Origin of the sequence: Streptomyces avidinii (assembly GCF_014650695.1) — a bacterium.
GTDB classification, from domain to species: domain Bacteria; phylum Actinomycetota; class Actinomycetes; order Streptomycetales; family Streptomycetaceae; genus Streptomyces; species Streptomyces avidinii.
The window spans coordinates 5,836-27,243 of sequence record NZ_BMVL01000020.1; the positions used below are offsets into that span (position 1 = coordinate 5,836).

General features: G+C 70.3%; 16 protein-coding genes. 11 read left to right on the plus strand and 5 right to left on the minus strand.

Translation table 11 applies throughout. The annotated features are described in order from the left end of the window. Positions 1 to 91: 91 nt before the first annotated feature. The 11 genes from uvrC (at position 92) to pgi (ending at position 14,305) form a co-directional block, all read left to right on the plus strand. Entirely contained in the window at positions 92 to 2,110 is a 2,019-nt protein-coding gene (gene uvrC / locus IE257_RS34450) for an excinuclease ABC subunit UvrC (RefSeq protein ID WP_189973784.1), read from the plus strand. Beyond that, on the plus strand, positions 2,107 to 3,054 hold the full coding sequence (rapZ, locus tag IE257_RS34455; RefSeq protein ID WP_030009073.1) for an RNase adapter RapZ: 948 nt from the start codon (positions 2,107 to 2,109) through the stop codon (positions 3,052 to 3,054). The genes uvrC and rapZ overlap by 4 nt, the downstream gene beginning before the upstream one ends. Beyond that, entirely contained in the window at positions 3,051 to 4,115 is a 1,065-nt protein-coding gene (locus tag IE257_RS34460; protein ID WP_189973785.1) for a gluconeogenesis factor YvcK family protein, read from the plus strand. Before rapZ ends, IE257_RS34460 begins: the two co-directional genes overlap by 4 nt. Next, positions 4,106 to 5,101, plus strand: coding sequence for a DNA-binding protein WhiA (gene whiA, locus IE257_RS34465; RefSeq protein WP_030009075.1), 996 nt, complete (start codon positions 4,106 to 4,108; stop codon positions 5,099 to 5,101). Before IE257_RS34460 ends, whiA begins: the two co-directional genes overlap by 10 nt. Positions 5,102 to 5,253: 152 nt before the next feature. Beyond that, positions 5,254 to 8,214 (plus strand): M14 family metallopeptidase, encoded by a 2,961-nt coding sequence (locus IE257_RS34470; RefSeq protein WP_189973786.1) that lies wholly within the window; start codon positions 5,254 to 5,256, stop codon positions 8,212 to 8,214. 207 nt (positions 8,215 to 8,421) lie between these two features. Beyond that, positions 8,422 to 9,429, plus strand: a complete 1,008-nt coding sequence (gene gap / locus IE257_RS34475; protein WP_189973787.1) for a type I glyceraldehyde-3-phosphate dehydrogenase — start codon at positions 8,422 to 8,424, stop codon at positions 9,427 to 9,429. A gap of 131 nt (positions 9,430 to 9,560) precedes the next feature. Next, a complete protein-coding gene (locus tag IE257_RS34480; protein ID WP_189973788.1) occupies positions 9,561 to 10,775 on the plus strand; it encodes a phosphoglycerate kinase in 1,215 nt (404 codons plus the stop codon). A 6-nt stretch (positions 10,776 to 10,781) separates the two neighbouring features. Beyond that, positions 10,782 to 11,558 (plus strand): triose-phosphate isomerase, encoded by a 777-nt coding sequence (gene tpiA / locus IE257_RS34485; RefSeq protein ID WP_189973789.1) that lies wholly within the window; start codon positions 10,782 to 10,784, stop codon positions 11,556 to 11,558. Positions 11,559 to 11,687: 129 nt separating this feature from the next. Next, a complete protein-coding gene (gene secG / locus IE257_RS34490; RefSeq protein WP_189973883.1) occupies positions 11,688 to 11,918 on the plus strand; it encodes a preprotein translocase subunit SecG in 231 nt (76 codons plus the stop codon). 181 nt (positions 11,919 to 12,099) lie between these two features. Then, positions 12,100 to 12,435, plus strand: a complete 336-nt coding sequence (locus tag IE257_RS34495) for an RNA polymerase-binding protein RbpA (protein ID WP_010352468.1) — start codon at positions 12,100 to 12,102, stop codon at positions 12,433 to 12,435. A gap of 163 nt (positions 12,436 to 12,598) precedes the next feature. Next, a complete protein-coding gene (gene pgi / locus IE257_RS34500) occupies positions 12,599 to 14,305 on the plus strand; it encodes a glucose-6-phosphate isomerase (protein ID WP_189973884.1) in 1,707 nt (568 codons plus the stop codon). Between the two features lie 69 nt (positions 14,306 to 14,374). Here pgi and pgl read toward each other — a convergent pair whose 3' ends face one another. The 5 genes from pgl to tkt form a co-directional block, all read right to left on the minus strand. Next, positions 14,375 to 15,157: a 6-phosphogluconolactonase gene (pgl, locus tag IE257_RS34505; RefSeq protein WP_052874934.1), complete on the minus strand. Its 783-nt coding sequence runs from the start codon at positions 15,155 to 15,157 to the stop codon at positions 14,375 to 14,377. Positions 15,158 to 15,305: 148 nt separating this feature from the next. Beyond that, on the minus strand, positions 15,306 to 16,322 hold the full coding sequence (gene opcA, locus IE257_RS34510) for a glucose-6-phosphate dehydrogenase assembly protein OpcA (protein WP_189973790.1): 1,017 nt from the start codon (positions 16,320 to 16,322) through the stop codon (positions 15,306 to 15,308). Continuing rightward, complete coding sequence (gene zwf / locus IE257_RS34515; protein WP_189973791.1) at positions 16,319 to 17,845, minus strand: glucose-6-phosphate dehydrogenase; 1,527 nt, start codon at positions 17,843 to 17,845, stop codon at positions 16,319 to 16,321. Before zwf ends, opcA begins: the two co-directional genes overlap by 4 nt. A gap of 5 nt (positions 17,846 to 17,850) precedes the next feature. Then, complete coding sequence (tal, locus tag IE257_RS34520) at positions 17,851 to 18,969, minus strand: transaldolase (RefSeq protein ID WP_189973792.1); 1,119 nt, start codon at positions 18,967 to 18,969, stop codon at positions 17,851 to 17,853. 34 nt (positions 18,970 to 19,003) lie between these two features. Then, positions 19,004 to 21,091 carry a transketolase gene (gene tkt / locus IE257_RS34525; RefSeq protein WP_189973793.1) on the minus strand — a complete coding sequence of 696 codons (2,088 nt, stop codon included), beginning with the start codon at positions 21,089 to 21,091 and terminating at the stop codon, positions 19,004 to 19,006. Positions 21,092 to 21,408 lie beyond the last annotated feature (317 nt).

Below are 21,408 nucleotides of genomic sequence, written 5' to 3' on the forward strand. Positions count from 1 at the left end.
TCCCGGAAGGCCCGCGGGCCACCGCCCGGATCCGCAGACCGGGCCGGAGGCGTACGGTCCGTTGTCGGTGGGCGCAAGTAGGGTGGTTGGCATGGCCGACCCTTCCAGCTACCGTCCCGAGCCGGGACAGATCCCTGACTCCCCGGGGGTCTACAAGTTCCGCGACGAGCACCGCCGGGTGATCTACGTCGGGAAGGCCAAGAGCCTGCGCCAGCGCCTGGCCAGCTACTTCCAGGACCTCGCCGGCCTGCATCCCCGTACCGCCACGATGGTGACCACGGCCGCCTCCGTCGAGTGGACCGTGGTGTCCACCGAGGTCGAGGCGCTCCAGCTGGAGTACTCGTGGATCAAGGAGTTCGACCCCCGGTTCAACGTCAAGTACCGGGACGACAAGAGCTACCCCTCCCTCGCCGTCACCCTCAATGAGGAGTACCCGCGGGTCCAGGTCATGCGGGGGCCCAAGAAGAAGGGCGTGCGCTACTTCGGGCCGTACGGACACGCCTGGGCGATCCGCGAGACCGTCGACCTGATGCTCCGGGTGTTCCCGGTCCGGACCTGCTCCGCGGGCGTGTTCAAGCGCTCCGCCCAGATCGGCCGGCCCTGCCTGCTCGGCTACATCGGCAAGTGCTCCGCCCCCTGCGTCGGCCGGGTCACCCCCGAGGAGCACCGCGAACTGGCCGAGGACTTCTGCGACTTCATGGCCGGCCGCACCGGCACCTACCTCTCCCGGCTGGAGAAGGAGATGCACGCGGCGGCCGAGGAGATGGAGTACGAGAAGGCCGCCCGGCTGCGCGACGACATCGGGGCGCTGCGCCGGGCGATGGAGAAGAACGCCGTGGTGCTCGCCGACGCCACCGACGCCGACCTGATCGCCGTGGCCGAGGACGAGCTCGAAGCCGCCGTGCAGATCTTCCACGTCCGCGGCGGCCGGGTCCGCGGTCAGCGCGGCTGGGTCACCGACAAGGTCGAGGCCGTCGACACCGCCGGACTCGTGGAGCACGCCCTCCAGCAGCTGTACGGCGAGGAGAAGGGCGAGGCCGTGCCCAAGGAGGTGCTGGTCCCGGCGCTCCCCGAGGACGCGCCGGTGCTCAGCCAGTGGCTCGCCGACCGGCGGGGGTCCCAGGTCAGCCTGCGCATACCGCAGCGCGGCGACAAGAAGGACCTGATGGAGACCGTCCACCGCAATGCGCTCCAGTCCCTCGCGCTGCACAAGACCAAGCGCGCCAGCGATCTCACCACCCGCTCCCGGGCCCTGGAGGAGATCGCCGAGGCCCTGGACCTCGACAGTGCCCCGCTGCGCATCGAGTGCTTCGACATCTCCCATCTCCAGGGTGACGACGTCGTCGCGTCGATGGTCGTCTTCGAGGACGGGCTGGCCCGCAAGAGCGAGTACCGGCGCTTCCAGATCAAGTCCTTCGAGGGGCAGGACGACGTCCGCTCCATGCACGAGGTGGTGTCCCGGCGCTTCCGCCGCTACCTGCAGGAGAAGCTGAAGACGGGGGAGTGGTCCCCCGAGGAGGGCGAGGACGTCGCCGGGGCGGTCCCCGAGGACGACGGGAGGCCCAAGCGGTTCGCGTACCCGCCGCAGCTCGTCGTGGTCGACGGCGGCCAACCGCAGGTCGCCGCCGCCAAGCGGGCCCTGGAAGAGCTCGGGATCGACGACGTCGCCGTGTGCGGTCTGGCCAAGCGGCTGGAGGAGGTCTGGCTGCCCGGCGAGGACGACCCGGTCGTACTGCCGCGCACCAGCGAGGGCCTCTACCTGCTCCAGCGGGTCCGTGACGAAGCCCACCGGTTCGCCATCCAGTACCAGCGCAACAAGCGCGGCAAGCGCCTGAAATCAGGGCCGCTGGACGAGGTGCCCGGCCTCGGCGAGAGCCGCAAGCAGGCCCTGGTCAAGCACTTCGGTTCGGTGAAGAAGCTGAGACAGGCGACAATCGACCAGATCTGCGAGGTCCCGGGCATAGGCCGGAAGACGGCCGAGACCGTGGTCGCGGCCCTCGCCCGGGCGGTTCCCGCTGGTCCTGCCGTCAACACGGCCACAGGAGAGATCATTGAGGATGAGACCCCCGCGCCAGCGGGAGCATCGTCCGAACGGGGGACCGAGCAATGACCGAGCACGAGACCGCGCACGACCGAGACGGAGCACAGGTGAGTACGGGCACGACAGTGGAGCCCGGCGAGACCGCCGAGGCGGCCATCCCCGAGCTGGTGATCATCTCCGGCATGTCCGGGGCCGGCCGCAGTACGGCGGCCAAGTGTCTGGAGGACCTCGGCTGGTTCGTCGTCGACAACCTGCCGCCGGCCCTGATCCCGACCATGGTGGAGCTCGGTGCCCGCTCCCAGGGCAACGTGGCGCGCATCGCCGTCGTCGTGGACGTCCGCGGCCGCCAGTTCTTCGACGCCCTGCGCGAGTCGCTCGCCGACCTCGACAGCAAGGGCGTCACCCGCCGCATCGTCTTCCTGGAATCCTCCGACGACGCGCTGGTCCGCCGCTTCGAGTCGGTCCGCCGCCCGCACCCGCTCCAGGGCGACGGGCGCATCACCGACGGCATCGCCGCCGAGCGCGACCTGCTGCGCGAGCTGCGCGGCGACGCCGACCTGGTGATCGACACCTCCAGCCTGAACGTGCACGAACTGCGCGCCAAGATGGACGCCCAGTTCGCCGGGGACGAGGAGCCCGAGCTGCGGGCCACCGTCATGTCCTTCGGGTACAAGTACGGCCTCCCCGTCGACGCCGACCTGGTCGTCGACTGCCGCTTCATCCCCAACCCGCACTGGGTCCCGGAGCTGCGCCCCTTCACCGGGCTCAACGAGGAGGTGTCGGGGTACGTCTTCAGCCAGCCCGGCGCCAAGGAGTTCCTCGACCGCTACACCGAGCTGCTCCAGCTCATCGCCACCGGCTACCGCCGCGAGGGCAAGCGGTACGTGACCATCGCGGTCGGCTGCACGGGCGGCAAGCACCGCAGTGTGGCCATGTCCGAGAAGCTCGCCGCCCGCCTCGCCTCCGAGGGAGTCGAGACCGTCGTAGTCCACCGGGACATGGGGCGCGAGTGACACCACGGACCCCGCGGCTGAGCCGCCTGCGCCGCCTCACCCCGGGACGGGGCGAGGACGGCGTGGGCCGCTCCGGCCGTTCCGGCCGCCGGCGCGGCGCCACGCCCAAGGTGGTGGCGCTCGGCGGCGGCCAGGGCCTGTCGGCCTCCCTCGCCGCCCTGCGGCGCATCACCGGTGACCTCACCGCGGTGGTCACCGTCGCCGACGACGGCGGATCCAGCGGCCGGCTCCGCGAGGAGCTCGGCGTGCTCCCGCCCGGCGACCTGCGCAAGGCGCTGGCCGCGCTGTGCGGGGACGATGACTGGGGCCAGACCTGGGCCCGGGTCATCCAGCACCGCTTCCAGTCCGAGGGCGATCTGCACGGGCACGCGGTCGGGAACCTGCTGATCGTCGCCCTGTGGGAACAGCTCGGCGACCCCGTCCAGGCCCTCGACCTGGTCGGCAAGCTGCTCGGGGCCCAGGGACGCGTCCTGCCGATGTCGGCGGTGCCGCTGGAGCTCCAGGCCCTGGTCAGGGGGCACGACCCGGCCCGTCCCGAGGACGTGGACACCGTCCGCGGGCAGGCCACGGTGGCGCTGACCCCGGGCGAGGTGCTCTCCGTACAGGTGGTGCCGAGCGACCCGCCGGCGGTGCCGGAGGCCGTCGCCGCGGTCCTGGACGCCGACTGGGTGGTGCTCGGTCCGGGGTCGTGGTTCTCCTCCGTGATTCCGCACCTGCTGGTGCCGGAACTGCTGGAAGCGCTGATGGAGACGAAGGCCCGGCGGGTCCTCTCGCTGAACCTCGCGCCGCAACCCGGCGAAACAGAGGGCTTCTCTCCGCAGCGTCATTTGGAGGTTTTGGCCCGACACGCCCCTAAACTCGCCCTGGACGTGGTGCTGGCCGACGAGGCCGCCGTGCCCGACCGCGAGTCCCTCTCCGATGCCGCGAAACGCTTCGGTGCCGCGGTCGAGCTGGCTCCCGTGGCCAGGCAGGACGGTTCTCCGAAGCACGATCCGGAGCTGCTGGCCGCCGCGTACGACCGTATTTTTCGGATGCATGGAAGGATCGGCCCATGGCGATGACGCCTGCGGTGAAGGATGAGATCTCCCGCCTGCCCGTCACCCGGACCTGCTGCAGGAAGGCGGAGGTCTCGGCGATCCTTCGGTTCGCGGGCGGGCTGCACCTGGTGAGCGGCCGCATCGTCATCGAGGCGGAGCTGGACACCGGGATCGCCGCCAGACGCCTGCGCAAGGACATCCTGGAGATCTTCGGCCATTCCTCGGACCTGGTGGTGATGGCGCCCGGCGGACTGCGACGAGGCAGCCGCTACGTGGTCCGCGTCGTGGCCGGCGGTGACCAGCTGGCGCGCCAGACGGGCCTCGTGGACGGCCGCGGGCGCCCCATCCGGGGTCTTCCGCCGCAGGTGGTCTCCGGGGCCACCTGTGACGCCGAGGCGGCCTGGCGCGGCGCCTTCCTGGCCCACGGCTCGCTCACCGAGCCGGGCCGGTCCTCCTCCCTGGAGGTCACCTGCCCCGGCCCGGAGGCCGCCCTGGCCCTGGTGGGCGCCGCCCGCAGGCTGTCCATCGCCGCCAAGGCGCGCGAGGTGCGCGGAGTGGACCGGGTCGTCGTCCGCGACGGTGACGCGATCGGAGCCCTGCTGACCCGGCTCGGCGCGCACGAGTCGGTGCTGGCCTGGGAGGAGCGGCGGATGCGGCGCGAGGTGCGCGCCACCGCCAACCGCCTGGCCAACTTCGACGACGCCAACCTGCGCCGCTCGGCGCGCGCCGCGGTGGCCGCCGGAGCCCGCGTCCAGCGCGCGCTGGAGATCCTCGGCGAGGAGGTCCCCGAGCACCTGGCGGCGGCCGGCCGACTGCGCATGGAGCACAAGCAGGCCTCCCTGGAGGAGCTGGGCGCGCTCGCCGACCCGCCGCTGACCAAGGACGCGGTGGCCGGCCGGATCCGCCGCCTGCTGGCGATGGCCGACAAGCGGGCCCAGGACCTCGGCATCCCGGGCACCGAGTCGAATCTCGACCTCAGCGAGGAGATGGCCGACAACATGGCCGGATAGCCGAACCGGCAGCGGTTTGCGGATTCGGCCGAAGGGGCCCGCGCGATCACTCGTGCGGGCCCCTTTGCCGCACGCCCCATTGACATGAGCATGGGCCGGTCTTGAGTCTGGCGTCCGAACGCTTTCGTGGCAGACGACGCCCAGGGGGGCACATGAGTCACCGCGCGAGATCGATCCTCGCCGCAAGCGCACTCGTCTTCGGAACCACACTCGCCGTGCTGCCCGCCGCGGCACAGGCCCAGCCGGGACCCGGCGCCGCATCCGGCGCCGACGAGGTACGGGTCTACGACGCCGACATCACGCGGGAACAGGTCCCGCTCGTCCTTGCCGCGGGACAGGACGCGCACGAGCTCTCCGAGCGGGCCCCGGAGACCGGGACGGCCCGCGTCGAGCTGTTCCTCAGCGGCGCCCAGGCCGAGGAACTCGCCGCCCAGGGCGTCAAGCTGGCCGAGCGCAAGGTGTCCGCACAGGGCCTGGCCCGCGGCAGGGCGGCCGGCGACGGGGTGTTCCGCCCGTACAGCGGCAAGGGCGGCCTCCAGGAGGAGATCCTGCGGACCGCGCAGGAGAACCCGGGACTCACCAAGGTCGTCTCCATCGGCAAGACCGTCCAGGGCAAGGACATCCTCGCCCTCAAGGTCAGCAAGAACGCCAGGAAGACCAAGGACGGCGACAAGCCGGCCGTGCTCTACATGTCCAACCAGCACGCCCGTGAGTGGATCACCCCCGAGATGACCCGGCGGCTGATGCACCACACGCTCGACAACTACGGCAAGGACCAGCGGGTCACGAAGCTGGTGGACTCCAGCGAGCTGTGGTTCCTGCTTTCCGCCAATCCCGACGGGTACGACTACACCCACGCGGCCGACGGCCAGCGGCTGTGGCGCAAGAACCTGCGCGACAACGACGGCAATGGGAAGACCGGCCCCGGCGACGGGGTCGACCTCAACCGGAACTTCGCCTTCAAGTGGGGCTACGACAACGAGGGCTCCTCGCCGAACCAGGCGAGCGAGACCTATCGCGGCCCGAGCGCCTCCTCCGAGCCCGAGACCGTCGCCCTCGACCGCTTCCAGAAGCGCATCGGCTTCGAGTACGCCATCAACTACCACTCCGCGGCCGAGCTGCTCCTCTACGGCGTGGGCTGGCAGGTCGCCACCCCCACCCCCGACGACGTCGCCTACAAGGCGCTCGCCGGCACCCCGGAGAACCCGGCCGTCCCCGGCTACTACCCGCAGGTCTCCTCCGAGCTCTACACCACCAACGGCGAGGCCGACGGCCACGCCTCCAACGTCAACGGCATCATGATGTTCACGCCGGAGATGACCACCTGCCAGACCGCCTCGGCGAGCGACCCGAACGACCGGTGGAAGCCCGAGGACTGCGCCTCCGGCTTCAACTTCCCGGACGACGAGAAGCTCGTCCAGGCCGAGTTCGCCAAGAACGTCCCCTTCGCGCTGTCGGTCGGCGAGAGCGCCGCGAACCCGGACCGTCCGGCGTCCTCGGTGGGCCTGAGCGCCGCGGACTTCACGGTGGACGCCTTCGCCACCTCCTACGTCGCCCGCGGCGAGGACCAGCCGGTCTCCGTCACGGCCCGCAAGGCGCTGAAGGACAAGGAACTCAACTTCCGCATCAACGGCGGCCGCACGCACGACGAGGATCTGAAGCCCTGGAAGGGCGGCGAGGTCTACGGCGGCGACGACAACAACTGGTTCGACGAGTACCGGGCCGAGGTCGACGGCGCGAAGCCCGGGGACAAGGTCGAGGCCTGGTTCACCGGCCGCGACCGCTCCGGCAAGCAGGTCTCCAGCGAGCACTTCACGTACACGGTGGCCGAGCGGCCGCGCGCGGACGTCCTGGTGATCGCGGAGGAGGGGGCCAAGGCCCAGCACGCCCAGACCTACGTCGACGCCCTGCGCGCGGCCGGCCGGTCCGCGGCGGTCTGGGACGTCGCCGTCCAGGGGGTCCCCGACCACCTCGGCGTCCTCTCCCACTTCGGTACGGTCGTCCACTACACCGGGGCCAAGACCCCCGGCGGCGAAACCCAGTTGGCCGTGCGCGACTTCCTGAACGAGGGCGGCAAGCTGATCGAGGCCGGTGAGCTCGCCGGCGGCAACGCCCAGGTCGGCCGCGCCGTGACCAACGACTTCAGCCAGTACTGGCTCGGCGCCTACGGCCGTACGAGCACCCCCGGAGCCACCGGCTTCGCCGGCGCCGGCGCCCTGAACGGGGCACGGGGCAACGTGGGCGACGCCGCGGGCAATCCGCTCAATGCCCCCGGCGGGTACACCGTCACCTCCGACACCCTGGCGCCCGCCGCGTTCCCGCAGTTCAGGAGCGCCCAGGCCGGAGCCTTCACCGGGGTCGTGAACCCGTACGCCCCCTACGCCGGCTCCGGCATGGCCTCGGCCCTGCACGCCGACGACGACTGGAAGCGCCTCGTCCGGACGATCGACCTCACCGGGGTCACCGCGGCCGACCAGCCGAAGCTCGAGCTGGCCCTCAACTGGAACACCGAGGAGGGCTACGACCACGCAGCTCTGGAGGCCCGGAGCGCCGGCGGAGACGACTGGACCACCCTGCCGGAGGCGGGCGGCCTGACCGGCAACACCGTCCCGGAGGAGTGCGCGGCCGGGTTCTTCATGAACGGCCACCCGTTCCTGCGCCACTACCTCACGCTCGACGCGGGCGGCTGCACCCCGCAGGGCACCAGCGGCCAGTGGAACAGCTTCACCGGTTCCTCCGGCGGCTGGAAGCAGGTCTCCTTCGACCTGAGCGCCTACGCGGGCCGGACCGTCGAGCTCTCGCTCTCCTACATCACCGACCCGGGCTCGGGCGGCCGCGGCGTCTTCGCGGACGACGCGCGCCTGTCCGTGGGCGGCGCGGACCGGGCCGTCGAGGGATTCGAGACCTCCCTCGGCGCGTGGACGGCGCAGGCCGCCCCGGCCGGAAGTCCCGAAGTCCCGGGCGACTGGGCCCGGACCGGCGAACTGTTCAAGTCCTATGCGGCGGTCACCACGCGTGACACCGTGCTGTTGGGCTTCGGTCTGGAGCACATGCCGACCGCGGCGGACCGAGCGCTACTCGTCGGTAAGGCACTTCGTTCGCTGCACCGCTGATCAGAGCCCCGGGCCTCATTCACCCTGAGTGACCGGGGCCCAGGTCCCGAGGCCCCGTTCCACCGCGTCCGGAACGGGACCCCGGGCGTGTCAGGCCCCGACCGATGTCACCCAAAAGCTCACGGAGAGGTAGGGTCGTAAGCGGTCGGGGACATCCCATACAGCTCGCCGGCGCTCTTACCGGCGCACCAACGAGGAGATCGGTTCGTGACGATCCGCGTAGGCATCAACGGTTTTGGTCGAATTGGCCGTAACTATTTCCGGGCGCTCCTGGAGCAGGGAGCGGACATCGAGATCGTCGGTGTCAACGACCTGACTGACAACGCGACCCTGGTGCATCTGCTCAAGTACGACACCATCCTGGGCCGACTCAAGGCCGACGTCTCCCACACCGACGACAGCATCACCGTCGGTGGCCAGACCTTCAAGACCTTCGCCGAGCGCGACCCCGCGAACCTCCCCTGGGGTGAGCTGGGCGCCGACATCGTCATCGAGTCGACCGGCATCTTCACCAAGAAGGCCGACGCCGCCAAGCACATCGCCGCGGGCGCGAAGAAGGTCCTCATCTCGGCTCCGGCCAAGGACGAGGACATCACCATCGTGATGGGCGTCAACCACGACAAGTACGACGCGGCCAACCACCACGTCATCTCCAACGCCTCCTGCACCACCAACTGCGTGGCGCCGATGGCCAAGGTCCTCGACGAGAACTTCGGCATCGTCAAGGGCATGATGACGACGGTCCACGCGTACACGAACGACCAGCGCATCCTGGACTTCCCGCACTCGGACCTGCGTCGCGCCCGCGCCGCCGCCGAGAACATCATCCCGACCTCCACCGGTGCCGCCAAGGCCACCGCGCTGGTCCTCCCGCAGCTCAAGGGCAAGCTGGACGGCATCGCCATGCGCGTGCCGGTCCCGACCGGATCGGTCACCGACCTGGTCCTGGAGCTCTCCCGCGAGACCACGGTGGAAGAGATCAACGCGGCCTTCCAGAAGGCCTCGGAGGGGCAGCTCAAGGGCATCCTCGACTACACCGAGGACGCGATCGTCTCCTCCGACATCGTGAACTGGCCCGCGTCCTGCACCTTCGACTCCTCCCTGACCATGGTTCAGGACGGCACGCAGGTCAAGGTCGTCGGCTGGTACGACAACGAGTGGGGCTACTCCAACCGTCTCGTCGACCTCACCGTCTTCGTCGGCGGTCAGCTCTAAGAACGTAGGGCAAGGCACCACGATGTGAGCACAGGGTCCGAGCAGCGCAACGAAGCGCCGCACGGGCCCTGTTGCTTGCCTCGTTATTTCCTTCCTCGCCCTTCGAGTGAAGGCTAAAGGAGTAGAAATACATGAAGACGATCGATGAACTGCTCGCCGAAGGCGTCAAGGGCAAGCGGGTCTTCGTCCGCGCGGACCTGAACGTCCCGCTGGCCGAGGGCACCATCACCGACGACGGCCGCATCCGCGCCGTCCAGCCCACGATCGCGAAGCTCGCCGAAGCCGGCGCCCGCGTCATCGTGGCCTCGCACCTGGGCCGCCCGAAGGGCACCGGCGTGGAGCCGGCGTTCTCGCTCGCCCCGGCCGCCACCCGCCTCGGCGAACTCCTCGGTGCGGACGTCGCGTTCGCCACCGACACCGTCGGCGCCTCCGCCAAGGAGACCGTCGCGGCCCTCACCGACGGCCAGGTCGCCGTCATCGAGAACCTGCGCTTCAACGCCGGTGAGACCTCCAAGGACGACGCCGAGCGCGCCGCCTTCGCGGACCAGCTCGCCGAGCTCGCCGACGTGTACGTGGGCGACGGCTTCGGAGCGGTGCACCGGGGGCACGCCTCGGTCTTCGACCTGCCCGCCCGCCTGCCGCACGCGGCCGGCTACCTCATCGCCACCGAGGTCGGCGTCCTGAAGAAGCTGACCGCCGAGGTCGAGCGTCCGTACGTGGTGGTCCTCGGCGGCGCCAAGGTCTCCGACAAGCTCGCCGTCATCGACGAGCTGCTCGGCAAGGCCGACCGCATCCTCATCGGCGGCGGCATGGCCTACACCTTCCTCCACGCCAAGGGCTACGAGGTCGGCATCTCCCTGCTCCAGAAGGACCAGGTGGAGAAGGTCAAGGAGTACATGCAGCGCGCCGAGGACACCGGCGTCGAGCTGGTCCTCCCGGTCGACGTGCTGGTCTCCTCGGAGTTCCCGGACCTGAAGACCAAGGCCCCGGCGAACCCCGACATCGTCGACGCGGACAAGATCCCCGCCGACAAGGAGGGCCTGGACATCGGCCCCCGGACGCGCGAGCTGTACGCGTCGAAGATCGCCGACGCGAAGACCGTCTTCTGGAACGGCCCGGTGGGCGTCTTCGAGCACCCCGACTACGCCGGCGGCACCAAGGCCGTCGCCCAGGGTCTGCTCGACAGCAGTGCCTTCACCGTCGTCGGCGGTGGCGACAGTGCCGCCGCGGTCCGCATCCTGGGCTTCGACGAGAATGCTTTCGGCCACATCTCGACCGGTGGCGGCGCCTCCCTCGAATACCTCGAGGGCAAGACGCTCCCCGGCCTCGCCGCCCTGGAGGGCTGAACCCGTATGACCACGCGCACCCCGCTCATGGCGGGCAACTGGAAGATGAACCTCAACCACCTGGAGGCCATCGCCCACGTCCAGAAGCTCGCCTTCGCCCTCGCCGACAAGGACTACGACGCCGTCGAGGTCGCGGTCCTGCCGCCCTTCGTCGACCTGCGCTCCGTCCAGACCCTGGTCGACGGCGACAAGCTGAAGATCAAGTACGGCGCCCAGGACATCTCCGCGCACGACTCCGGCGCCTACACGGGTGAGATCTCCGGCCCGATGCTGTCGAAGCTGAAGTGCACGTACGTGGCCGTCGGCCACAGCGAGCGCCGCCAGTACCACGGCGAGACCGACGAAATCTGCAACGCCAAGGTCAAGGCCGCCTACCGGCACGGGATCACCCCGATCCTCTGCGTCGGAGAGGGCCTGGACGTCCGCAAGGCCGGCCGGCAGGTCGCCCACACCCTGAGCCAGCTCGACGGCGGCCTGGAAGGCGTCCCGGCCGAGCAGGTCGAGTCCGTCGTGATCGCCTACGAGCCCGTCTGGGCCATCGGGACCGGCGAGGTCGCCACCCCCGACGACGCCCAGGAGGTCTGCGGGGCGATCCGCGGCCGTCTCGCCGAGCTGTACTCGCAGGAGCTGGCCGACAAGGTCCGCATCCAGTACGGCGGCTCCGTGAAGTCCGGGAACATCGCGGCGATCATGGCCCAGCCCGACGTCGACGGCGCCCTGATCGGCGGCGCGGCACTGGACGCGGAGGAGTTCGTCAAGATCGTCCGCTTCCGCGACCAGTGAGTATGCGGTAGGGCGGATCCGTCGTACCCTTGCGGGGGCCAGGGGCTGAACCACCAGCCGCTGGCCCCCGCGCACATCTCGCAAAGCCGGAAAGCCCGAAAAGCCAGAAAGTAGGAATCAGCCGTGATTATGGGGTTCTCGATCGCCCTGATCGTCTTCAGCGCCCTGCTGATGCTGCTCGTGCTGATGCACAAGGGCAAGGGCGGCGGCCTCTCCGACATGTTCGGCGGCGGTATGCAGTCGTCGGTCGGCGGTTCCTCCGTCGCGGAGCGCAACCTGGACCGCATCACCGTGGTCGTCGGTCTGCTGTGGTTCGCGTGCATCGTCGCGCTCGGCCTGCTGATGAAGGCGAGCAGCTGACCGTTCTGGCCATTCCGGCAGTCCGGTCGGCACCACCCGGCCTACTATGAGGGTCGGCGTTCATGGCGTGGAATCAGTAACTCCGCTCACTGGACGTGCGTTGGGCCTTACGTAGACTTGGGCGCTCCGCGGCGGAAATCCACTCACACTCCGCGGCACCATCACGCAGGGAGTTACGACCGTGGCAAGTGGCAACGCGATCCGTGGTAGCCGGGTCGGAGCGGGGCCGATGGGTGAGGCAGAGCGCGGCGAGTCCGCGCCCCGCCTGCGCATCTCCTTCTGGTGCTCGAACGGGCACGAGACGCAGCCGAGCTTCGCCAGCGACGCGCAGGTGCCGGACACCTGGGACTGCCCGCGCTGCGGGTTCCCGGCCGGCCAGGACCGGGACAACCCGCCCGCCCCGCCGCGCACCGAGCCGTACAAGACGCACCTGGCGTACGTACGGGAACGGCGCTCGGACGCCGACGGCGAGGCGATCCTCGCCGAGGCGCTCGCCAAGCTCCGCGGCGAGATCTGAGACGGCCCGGAGCGACGGCCCGAAGCACGTGACACGAGGCCCGGTGCCACAGGAACTTCTCCTGTGGCACCGGGCCTCTTTGTGTGCGTTCTGCCGCTTGTGATCCCTTAAGTTGGAGGACGGCGGGGCACGACAGGACGGAAGAAGTGGGTTGATGTCCGAGATGAATGCAAATCAGGCCGCCGCGCGAAGCGCGTCAAGCGAGGGTGGTGGTGGTCGACGGGAGGGACGTACGAAGCTGAACCGGATGCCGGAGTGGCTGGCACTCGGCAAGCACCGGGAGGAGTTCGGGCAGACGCATCTGCGGGAGCTGTTCGAGGAGAACCCCGGCCGCGGCTCCGGCTACACCCTGCAGGTCGGTGACCTGCACATCGACTACTCGAAGCACCTCGTCACCGACGAGACGCTCGCGCTGCTCCGCGAGCTGGCCGAGGCCACCGGCGTGGCCGAGCTGCGCGAGGCGATGTTCCGCGGCGAGAAGATCAACACGACCGAGGACAGGGCGGTGCTGCACACCGCCCTGCGCGCACCGGCCGACGCGGTCGTCGAGGTCGACGGCGAGAACGTCGTCCCCGCCGTGCACGCCGTCCTCGACAAGATGGCGGCCTTCTCCGACCGGGTCAGGTCGGGGGCGTGGACCGGCTTCACCGGCAAGCGCATCAAGAACGTCGTCAACATCGGTATCGGCGGCTCCGACCTGGGCCCGGCCATGGCGTACGAGGCCCTGCGTGCCTTCGCCGACCGGGATCTGACGGTGCGCTTCGTCTCCAACGTCGACGGCGCGGACCTGCACGAGGCCGTGCGGGACCTGGACCCGGCCGAGACGCTGTTCATCATCGCCTCCAAGACCTTCACCACCATCGAGACCATCACCAACGCCACCTCGGCGCGCGGCTGGCTGCTCGCGGGGCTGGGCGGCGACCAGGCCGCCGTGGCACGGCACTTCGTGGCCCTGTCGACCAACGCCGAGAAGGTCACCGACTTCGGCATCGATCCGGCCAACATGTTCGAGTTCTGGGACTGGGTCGGCGGACGCTACTCCTTCGACTCGGCCATCGGCCTCTCCCTGATGATCGCGATCGGCCCGGCCGCCTTCCGGGAGATGCTCGCCGGCTTCCACACCATGGACGAGCACTTCCGCACGGCGCCCGCGCACGAGAACGCCCCGCTGCTGATGGGCCTGTTGGGGATCTGGTACATCGCCTTCTTCGACGCCCAGTCGCACGCGGTGCTCCCGTACAGCCACTACCTCTCGCGCTTCACCGCGTACTTGCAGCAGCTCGACATGGAGTCCAACGGCAAGTCCGTGGACCGCGACGGCAATCCGGTGGACTGGCAGACGGGCCCGGTGGTCTGGGGCACGCCCGGCACCAACGGTCAGCACGCCTACTACCAGCTCATTCACCAGGGCACGCGGGTGATCCCGGCGGACTTCATCGGCTTCGCCCGGCCGGTGGCGGAGCTGGAGGCGGCCACGGCGGCCCAGCACGACCTGCTGATGGCGAACTTCTTCGCGCAGACCCAGGCGCTGGCCTTCGGCAAGACGGCGGACGAGGTGCGCGCCGAGGGAGCCCCCGAGTCACTGGTCCCGCACAAGACCTTCCACGGGAACCACCCGACGACCACCGTCCTGGCCGCCGAGCTCTCCCCGGCGGTGCTGGGCCAGCTGATCGCGCTCTACGAGCACAAGGTGTTCGTCCAGGGCGCGGTGTGGAACATCGACTCCTTCGACCAGTGGGGCGTCGAGCTCGGCAAGGTGCTCGCCAAGCGCGTCGAGCCCGCGCTGAGCGAGGGTGCGGACGTGCCCGGTCTGGACGCCTCGACGAAGGCCCTGGTGGCCACGTACCGGAAGCTGCGCGGGCGCGGCTGACCCGGGCGCGGATACGTGAAGGGCCCGCCTCCCGCTACCGGGAGGCGGGCCCTTTCGCACGGGCCGCCGTCAGGAGGAGGCCGGGGGGTACATCCCCGTCGGGAGCTTGGCCGCGGCCGCGCGGTCCAGGAGCCACAGGGTGCGGGAGCGGCCGTACGCCGCCGCGGCCGGGGCCTGGACCTGGCCCGCGCCGCCCAGGGCCAGGGACACCGCCCCGGCCTTGTCCTCGCCCGCGGCCAGCAGCCAGACCTCACGCGCGGCCCGGATCGCCGGGAGGGTGAGCGAGATCCGGGTGGGCGGGGGCTTCGGGGCGCCGTGGACGCCGACCACCGTGCGCTCGGTCTCGCGGGCCGCCGGGTGCTCCGGGAACAGCGAGGCCACGTGCGTGTCCGGGCCGACGCCCAGCATCAGCACGTCGAAGGTGGGGACCGGGCCGTGGTCCTCGGGGCCTGCCGCCTTGGCGAGCTCGGCCGCGTAGGAGGCTGCCGCGGCGTCCACGTCCGCCCCGTACGGGCCGTCCGAGGCGGGCATCACGTGCACGCGGGCGGGGTCCACGGGGACCGCGTCCAGGAGGGCCTCACGGGCCTGGGTGTGGTTGCGCTCGGGGTCGTCGGCGGGGACGTACCGCTCGTCGCCCCACCACAGGTCCAGCCGGGCCCAGTCGACGGCGTCCCGCGCCGGGGCGGCTGCCAGTGCGGCGAGCAGGCCGTTGCCGTTGCGTCCGCCGGTGAGGACGACGGACGCGGAGCCGCGGGCCGCCTGCGCGTCCACGATCTTCGTGATGAGCCGGGCCGCGGTGGCCTGGGCCATCAGTTCCTTGTCCCGGTGGACGACGACCTGGGGAGTCGTCATACCCATGTGCTGCCGCCTTGTCGGTAGGTCTGATGCGGATGCGGTTACCGCTGCGCGGAGCCGTCCCCGCCCCGCCCCTTCCCGAAACCGGGGCGGAGCTCCGGGAAACGGCGAAAGGGCGGGGCGGCGAAAGCCCCGCAGGGTTCCGCTACTTGGCCCTGGCCTTCTTCGGCTTCGGAGCCGGGGCGGGGGCCGGGTCCGCCGGGGCTTCGGCGGGGTCGGGCGCCGCCGCAGGCGTGGAGGCCTCCAGCCTCGCCACGCCGAACCTCAGCGAGGCCTCGTACGTGTTGTCCGGGTCCAGCCTGCGCAGCTCCTCCGCCAGGAGCTCGGCCGTGTCACGGCGCTTGAGCGCCACCGCACGGTCGGGCTGCCCCGGCATGCACAGCGTGGCCAGCGAGCCGTCCGCCCGGTCCAGGACGATGTCGCCGTCCTTGGTGGACAGCCGTACGGAGGTCAGGCCCGGGCCCGACGACAGCGTGCGCCGGACGGGGACCTGGAGCCGGTCCGCCAGCCACATGGCCAGCAGTTCGCAGCTCGGGTTCTCGTCCTCGCCCTCGACGGTCGCCGAGGCGACCGACAGGGCCTGCTGGTCCAGTGCCGCCGCCAGCATGGAGCGCCACGGGGTGATCCGGGTCCACGACAGGTCCGTGTCCCCGGGCGCGTACGCCTCCGCCCGGGCGCCGAGCGCCTCGACCGGGTGCTCGCAGGAGTACGTGTCCGTGATCCGGCGCTGTCCCAGCGCGCCCAGCGGGTCGCCCGCCAGGTCTGCCGGAGCCCCTCCCGGCCACCAGACGACCACGGGGGCGTCGGGCAGCAGGAGCGGCAGCACGACCGACTGGGCATGGTTGACCAGTTCGCCGTGCAGACGGAGAACCACCGTTTCCCCGCTGCCGGCGTCCGCCCCGACGCGGATCTCCGCGTCGAGCCGGGCGTCACGGCGACTGCGGGGGGAGCGGCTGGCCCGCTTGACCACGACGACGATCCGCGAGGGGTGTTCGTGGGACGCGTCGTTCGCCGACTTGAGCGCGTCGTACGCGTTCTCCTCGTCGGTCACGATCACCAGCGTGAGGACCATGCCGATGGCCGGCGTGCCGATGTCCCGGCGTGCCTGCACCATCGCGGCATTGATCTTGCTGGAGTTGGTCTCCGTGAGGTCGATCTTCATGGCCGGCGCCAGCTCCGTCCGTCTCGTGCGAGCATCTCGTCCGCCTCGACCGGCCCCCAGGTGCCCGACGGGTACTGTGCGGGCTTGCCGTGCTTGTCCCAGTACTCCTCGATCGGGTCGAGGATGTTCCAGGACAGTTCGACCTCCTGGTGACGCGGGAAGAGGTTCGCGTCGCCGAGGAGCACGTCGAGGATGAGTCGCTCGTACGCCTCGGGGCTCGACTCCGTGAAGGACTCGCCGTAGGCGAAGTCCATCGTGACGTCCCGGACCTCCATGGAGGTGCCCGGAACCTTGGAGCCGAAGCGGACCGTCACGCCCTCGTCCGGCTGGACCCGGATGACCAGGGCGTTCTGCCCCAGCTCCTCGGTCGCGCCCGACTCGAACGGCAGGTACGGGGCCCGCTTGAAGACGACCGCGATCTCGGTCACCCGGCGGCCCAGGCGCTTGCCCGTCCGCAGGTAGAACGGGACGCCCGCCCAGCGGCGGTTGTTGATCTCCAGCCGGATGGCCGCGTAGGTGTCGGTCTTGGACTTGGGGTCGATGCCGTCCTCTTCGAGGTAGCCCTTGACCTTCTCGCCGCCCTGCCAGGCAGCCGCGTACTGGCCGCGCACCGTGTGCTTGCCCAGGTCCTCGGGCAGCTGGACCGCCGTCAGCACCTTGAGCTTCTCGGCCACCAGCGCCTTGGGGTGGAAGGAGCCGGGCTCCTCCATCGCGGTCAGCGCGAGCAGCTGGAGCAGGTGGTTCTGGATGACGTCCCGGGCGGCGCCGATACCGTCGTAGTACCCGGCCCGGCCGCCGATGCCGATGTCCTCGGCCATGGTGATCTGCACGTGGTCGACGTACGACCGGTTCCAGATCGGCTCGAACATCGTGTTGGCGAAGCGGAGCGCCAGGATGTTCTGGACGGTCTCCTTGCCGAGGTAGTGGTCGATCCGGAAGACCTCGTCACGCGGGAAGACCTCGTGGACGACCTTGTTGAGTTCCTCGGCGCTCTTCAGGTTGTGGCCGAAGGGCTTCTCGATGACGGCACGCCGCCAGGAGCCCTCCTTCTGCGCCAGCCCGTGGTCCTTGAGCTGCTGCACCACCTTGGGGAAGAACTTGGGCGGGACGGACAGGTAGAAGGCGAAGTTGCCGCCCGTGCCCTGTGCCTTGTCCAGCTCCTCTATGGTCGCCTTCAGCGTCTCGAAGGCGGCGTCGTCGTCGAAGTCGCCCGAGACGAAACGGCAGCCCTGCACGAGCTGCTGCCACACTTCCTCGCGGAAGGGCGTCCGGGAGTGCTCCTTGACCGCGTCGTGGACCTCCTGCGCGAAGTCCTCGTCCTGCCACTCGCGACGGGCGAACCCGATCAGGGAGAAGCCCGGCGGGAGCAGGCCACGGTTGGCCAGGTCGTAGACGGCAGGCATCAGCTTCTTGCGCGACAGGTCACCCGTAACGCCGAAAATGACCAGGCCGGACGGCCCCGCGATACGCGGGAGCCGCCGGTCCTGTGCGTCACGAAGCGGGTTCGCTCCGTTTACAGACAAGGTGTTCAGGCCTCCGTGGGGGCGAGGCGCTCAAGCTCCGCCTCGGTCGACTTCAGCAGGTCGTTCCAGGACGCCGCGAACTTCTCGACGCCCTCGTCCTCGAGCAGCTGCACCACATCGTCGTACGAGATGCCCAGCTTCGCGACCGCGTCGAGCTCGGCGCGCGCCTGCTCGTAGGTGCCGCGCACGGTGTCGCCCGTGATCTGGCCGTGGTCGGCGGTGGCCTCCAGGGTGGCCTCCGGCATGGTGTTCACCGTGTTCGGGGCGACCAGGTCGTCCACGTACAGGGTGTCCTTGTACGCCGGGTCCTTGACGCCCGTCGAGGCCCACAGCGCGCGCTGCTTGTTGGCTCCGACGCGCTCCAGGGCGGTCCAGCGGTCCGAGGAGAAGACCTCCTCGTAGGCCTCGTAGGCCAGACGGGCGTTGGCGAGCGCCGCCTTGCCCTTGAGGGCCTTGGCCTCGTCGGTGCCGACCGCGTCCAGACGCTTGTCGATCTCCGAGTCCACGCGGGACACGAAGAAGGAGGCGACCGAGTGGATCAGGGAGAGGTCCAGGCCGGCGGCCTTGGCCTTCTCCAGACCCGCCAGGTACGCGTCCATGACCTCGCGGTAGCGCTCCAGCGAGAAGATCAGCGTGACGTTGACGCTGATGCCCTTGCCGATGACCTCGGTGATCGCCGGGAGACCGGCCTTGGTCGCCGGGATCTTGATGAGCGTGTTCGGACGGTCCACCAGCCAGGCGAGCTGCTTGGCCTCGGCGACGGTCGCCGGGGTGTTGTGCGCCAGGCGCGGGTCGACCTCGATCGACACGCGGCCGTCCTGGCCGTCGGTGCGGTCGAAGACCGGGCGCAGGATGTCGGCGGCGTCCCTGACGTCCGCCGTCGTGATCATGCGCAGGGCCTCCTCGACGGTGACCTTGCGGGTCGCGAGGTCGGTGAGCTGCTGCTCGTAGCCCTCGCCGCCGCTGATCGCCTTCTGGAAGATCGCCGGGTTGGTGGTGACACCGACCACGTGCGACTGGTCGATGAGCTCGGCCAGGTTGCCGGACGTGATGCGCTTGCGGGACAGGTCGTCCAGCCAGATCGCGACGCCTTCGTCGGAGAGGCGCTTGAGTGCGTCTGTCATGGGTTTACATCTCCTACTTGGTTGCGTATCGGCGTCAGCGCGCGGCGGCGGCGAGGGACTCTTGGGCGGCGGCCACCACGTTCTCGGGGGTGAAGCCGAACTCGCGGAAGAGCACCTTCGCGTCGGCCGAGGCACCGAAGTGCTCCAGCGAGACGATCCGGCCGGCGTCGCCGACGTAGCGGTGCCAGGTCAGGCCGATGCCCGCCTCGACCGCGACGCGGGCCTTCACCGACGGCGTCAGGACGCTGTCCTTGTAGTCCTGGTCCTGCTCCTCGAACCACTCGACGGACGGCATCGAGACGACCCGGGTGGGAACGCCCTGGGCCTGGAGCTGCTCGCGGGCCTCGACGGCCACGTGCACCTCGGAGCCGGTGGCGATGAGGAGGACCTGCGCCGGACCGCCCTCGGCCTCGAACAGGACGTACCCGCCCTTGGCGGCGGCCTCGTTGCGCTCGTAGGTCGGCACACCCTGGCGGGTCAGCGCGAGGCCGTGCGGGGCACCCTTGCCGAAGACCTTGGTGTGGCGGCGCAGGATCTCGCGCCAGGCGATGGCGGTCTCGTTGGCGTCGGCCGGGCGGACGATGTTCAGGCCCGGGATGGCGCGCAGCGAGGCGAGGTGCTCGACCGGCTGGTGGGTCGGGCCGTCCTCGCCGAGACCGATGGAGTCGTGCGTCCACACGTACGTCACCGGCAGGTGCATCAGCGCGGACAGGCGGACGGCGTTGCGCATGTAGTCGGAGAACACCAGGAAGGTGCCGCCGTAGATGCGGGTGTGGCCGTGCAGGGTGATGCCGTTCATGGCCGCGGCCATGGCGTGCTCACGGATGCCGAAGTGGATGGTGCGGCCGTACGGGTCGGCCTCCGGCAGCGGGTTGCCCACCGGCAGGAACGAGGAGTCCTTGTCGATGGTGGTGTTGTTGGAGCCGGCCAGGTCGGCCGAGCCGCCCCACAGCTCCGGGATGATCGCGCCGAGCGCGCCGAGGACCTTGCCGGAGGCGGCGCGGGTGGCGACGCCCTTGCCGGGCTCGAAGACGGGGAGCTTGTCCTCCCAGCCCGCGGGCAGCTCGTTGGCGTTGATGCGGTCGAACTCGGCGGCGCGCTCCGGGTTGGCGGTGCGCCAGGCGGAGAAGTCCTTCTCCCAGGCGGCCTTTGCCTCGCGGCCGCGGTCCCCCAGCGAGCGGGTGTGCGCGATGACCTCGTCGGCGACCTCGAAGGTCTGCTCCGGGTCGAAGCCGAGCACGCGCTTGGTGGCCGCGACCTCGTCGTCGCCGAGCGCCGAGCCGTGGGCGGCCTCGGTGTTCTGGGCGTGCGGGGCGGGCCAGGCGATGATCGAGCGGGCCGCGATGAAGGACGGGCGGCCGGTCTCGGCCTTGGCGGCCTGGAGGGCCGCGAACAGCGCCTTCGGGTCGAGGTCGCCGTTCTCCTGCTGCGCGACGCGCTGGACGTGCCAGCCGTAGGCCTCGTAGCGCTTCAGGGTGTCCTCGGAGACGGCCGTCTCCGTGTCGCCCTCGATGGAGATGTGGTTGTCGTCCCACAGCAGGACGAGGTTGCCGAGCTTCTGGTGGCCGGCCAGCGCGGACGCCTCGTGGGAGATGCCCTCCTGGAGGCAGCCGTCACCCGCGACCGCGTAGATCATGTGGTCGAACGGAGAGGCGCCCTGGGGGGCCTCCGGGTCGAACAGGCCGCGCTCGTAGCGGGCGGCCATGGCCATGCCCACCGCGTTGGCGATGCCCTGGCCGAGGGGGCCGGTGGTGGTCTCGACGCCCGTCGTGTGGCCGTACTCCGGGTGCCCGGGGGTCTTCGAGCCCCAGGTGCGGAAGGCCTTCAGGTCGTCCAGCTCCAGCCCGAACCCGCCGAGGTAGAGCTGGGTGTAGAGCGTGAGGGACGAGTGCCCCGCGGAGAGCACGAAGCGGTCGCGGCCCACCCACTCGGGGTCCGCCGGGTCGTGCCGCATCACCTTCTGGAAGAGGGTGTACGCGGCGGGGGCCAGGCTCATCGCCGTACCGGGGTGGCCGTTTCCGACCTTCTGGACCGCGTCAGCGGCCAGGATGCGGGCGGTGTCGACGGCCCGCTGGTCCAGTTCGGTCCACTCGAGCTCTGTGGTGGTCGGCTTGGTGCTCACCGTGGGTCAGGGCTCCTCTCCACATGTATGAATCCCGGTGACGAACGGTGCACCGGCGCGATTCCGAGCCTACCCCCGCAACGGCGTGCAGCTATTCGAGTGCAGGCAGTCCGTCACCGTGCCGCCGACCCTCGTTCACCCGCCCACGGGTGCCCGGTACGGCGCGTGCCCCGTATATATGCACGGTCCGATCGGCCCAACACGAAGCGACCCCGGCGCAGGGCGACGTAAGTGCAACGTCTACAGTGGCGTGGTACGCGCAAGCCTTAACCGGGCCTTCATCTCTTGGGTGGCCCGAGTCGGAGCTTGCTGGATTC

Coding starts and splice junctions, on each gene's coding strand:
- uvrC (WP_189973784.1), top strand. CDS start 92: ATGGCCGACCCTTCCAGCTACCGTCCCGAGCCGGGACAGATCCCTGAC.
- rapZ (WP_030009073.1), top strand. CDS start 2,107: ATGACCGAGCACGAGACCGCGCACGACCGAGACGGAGCACAGGTGAGT.
- whiA (WP_030009075.1), top strand. CDS start 4,106: ATGGCGATGACGCCTGCGGTGAAGGATGAGATCTCCCGCCTGCCCGTC.
- IE257_RS34470 (WP_189973786.1), top strand. CDS start 5,254: ATGAGTCACCGCGCGAGATCGATCCTCGCCGCAAGCGCACTCGTCTTC.
- IE257_RS34480 (WP_189973788.1), top strand. CDS start 9,561: ATGAAGACGATCGATGAACTGCTCGCCGAAGGCGTCAAGGGCAAGCGG.
- tpiA (WP_189973789.1), top strand. CDS start 10,782: ATGACCACGCGCACCCCGCTCATGGCGGGCAACTGGAAGATGAACCTC.
- secG (WP_189973883.1), top strand. CDS start 11,688: ATGGGGTTCTCGATCGCCCTGATCGTCTTCAGCGCCCTGCTGATGCTG.
- pgi (WP_189973884.1), top strand. CDS start 12,599: ATGAATGCAAATCAGGCCGCCGCGCGAAGCGCGTCAAGCGAGGGTGGT.
- pgl (WP_052874934.1), bottom strand. CDS start 15,157: ATGACGACTCCCCAGGTCGTCGTCCACCGGGACAAGGAACTGATGGCC.
- opcA (WP_189973790.1), bottom strand. CDS start 16,322: ATGAAGATCGACCTCACGGAGACCAACTCCAGCAAGATCAATGCCGCG.
- tal (WP_189973792.1), bottom strand. CDS start 18,969: ATGACAGACGCACTCAAGCGCCTCTCCGACGAAGGCGTCGCGATCTGG.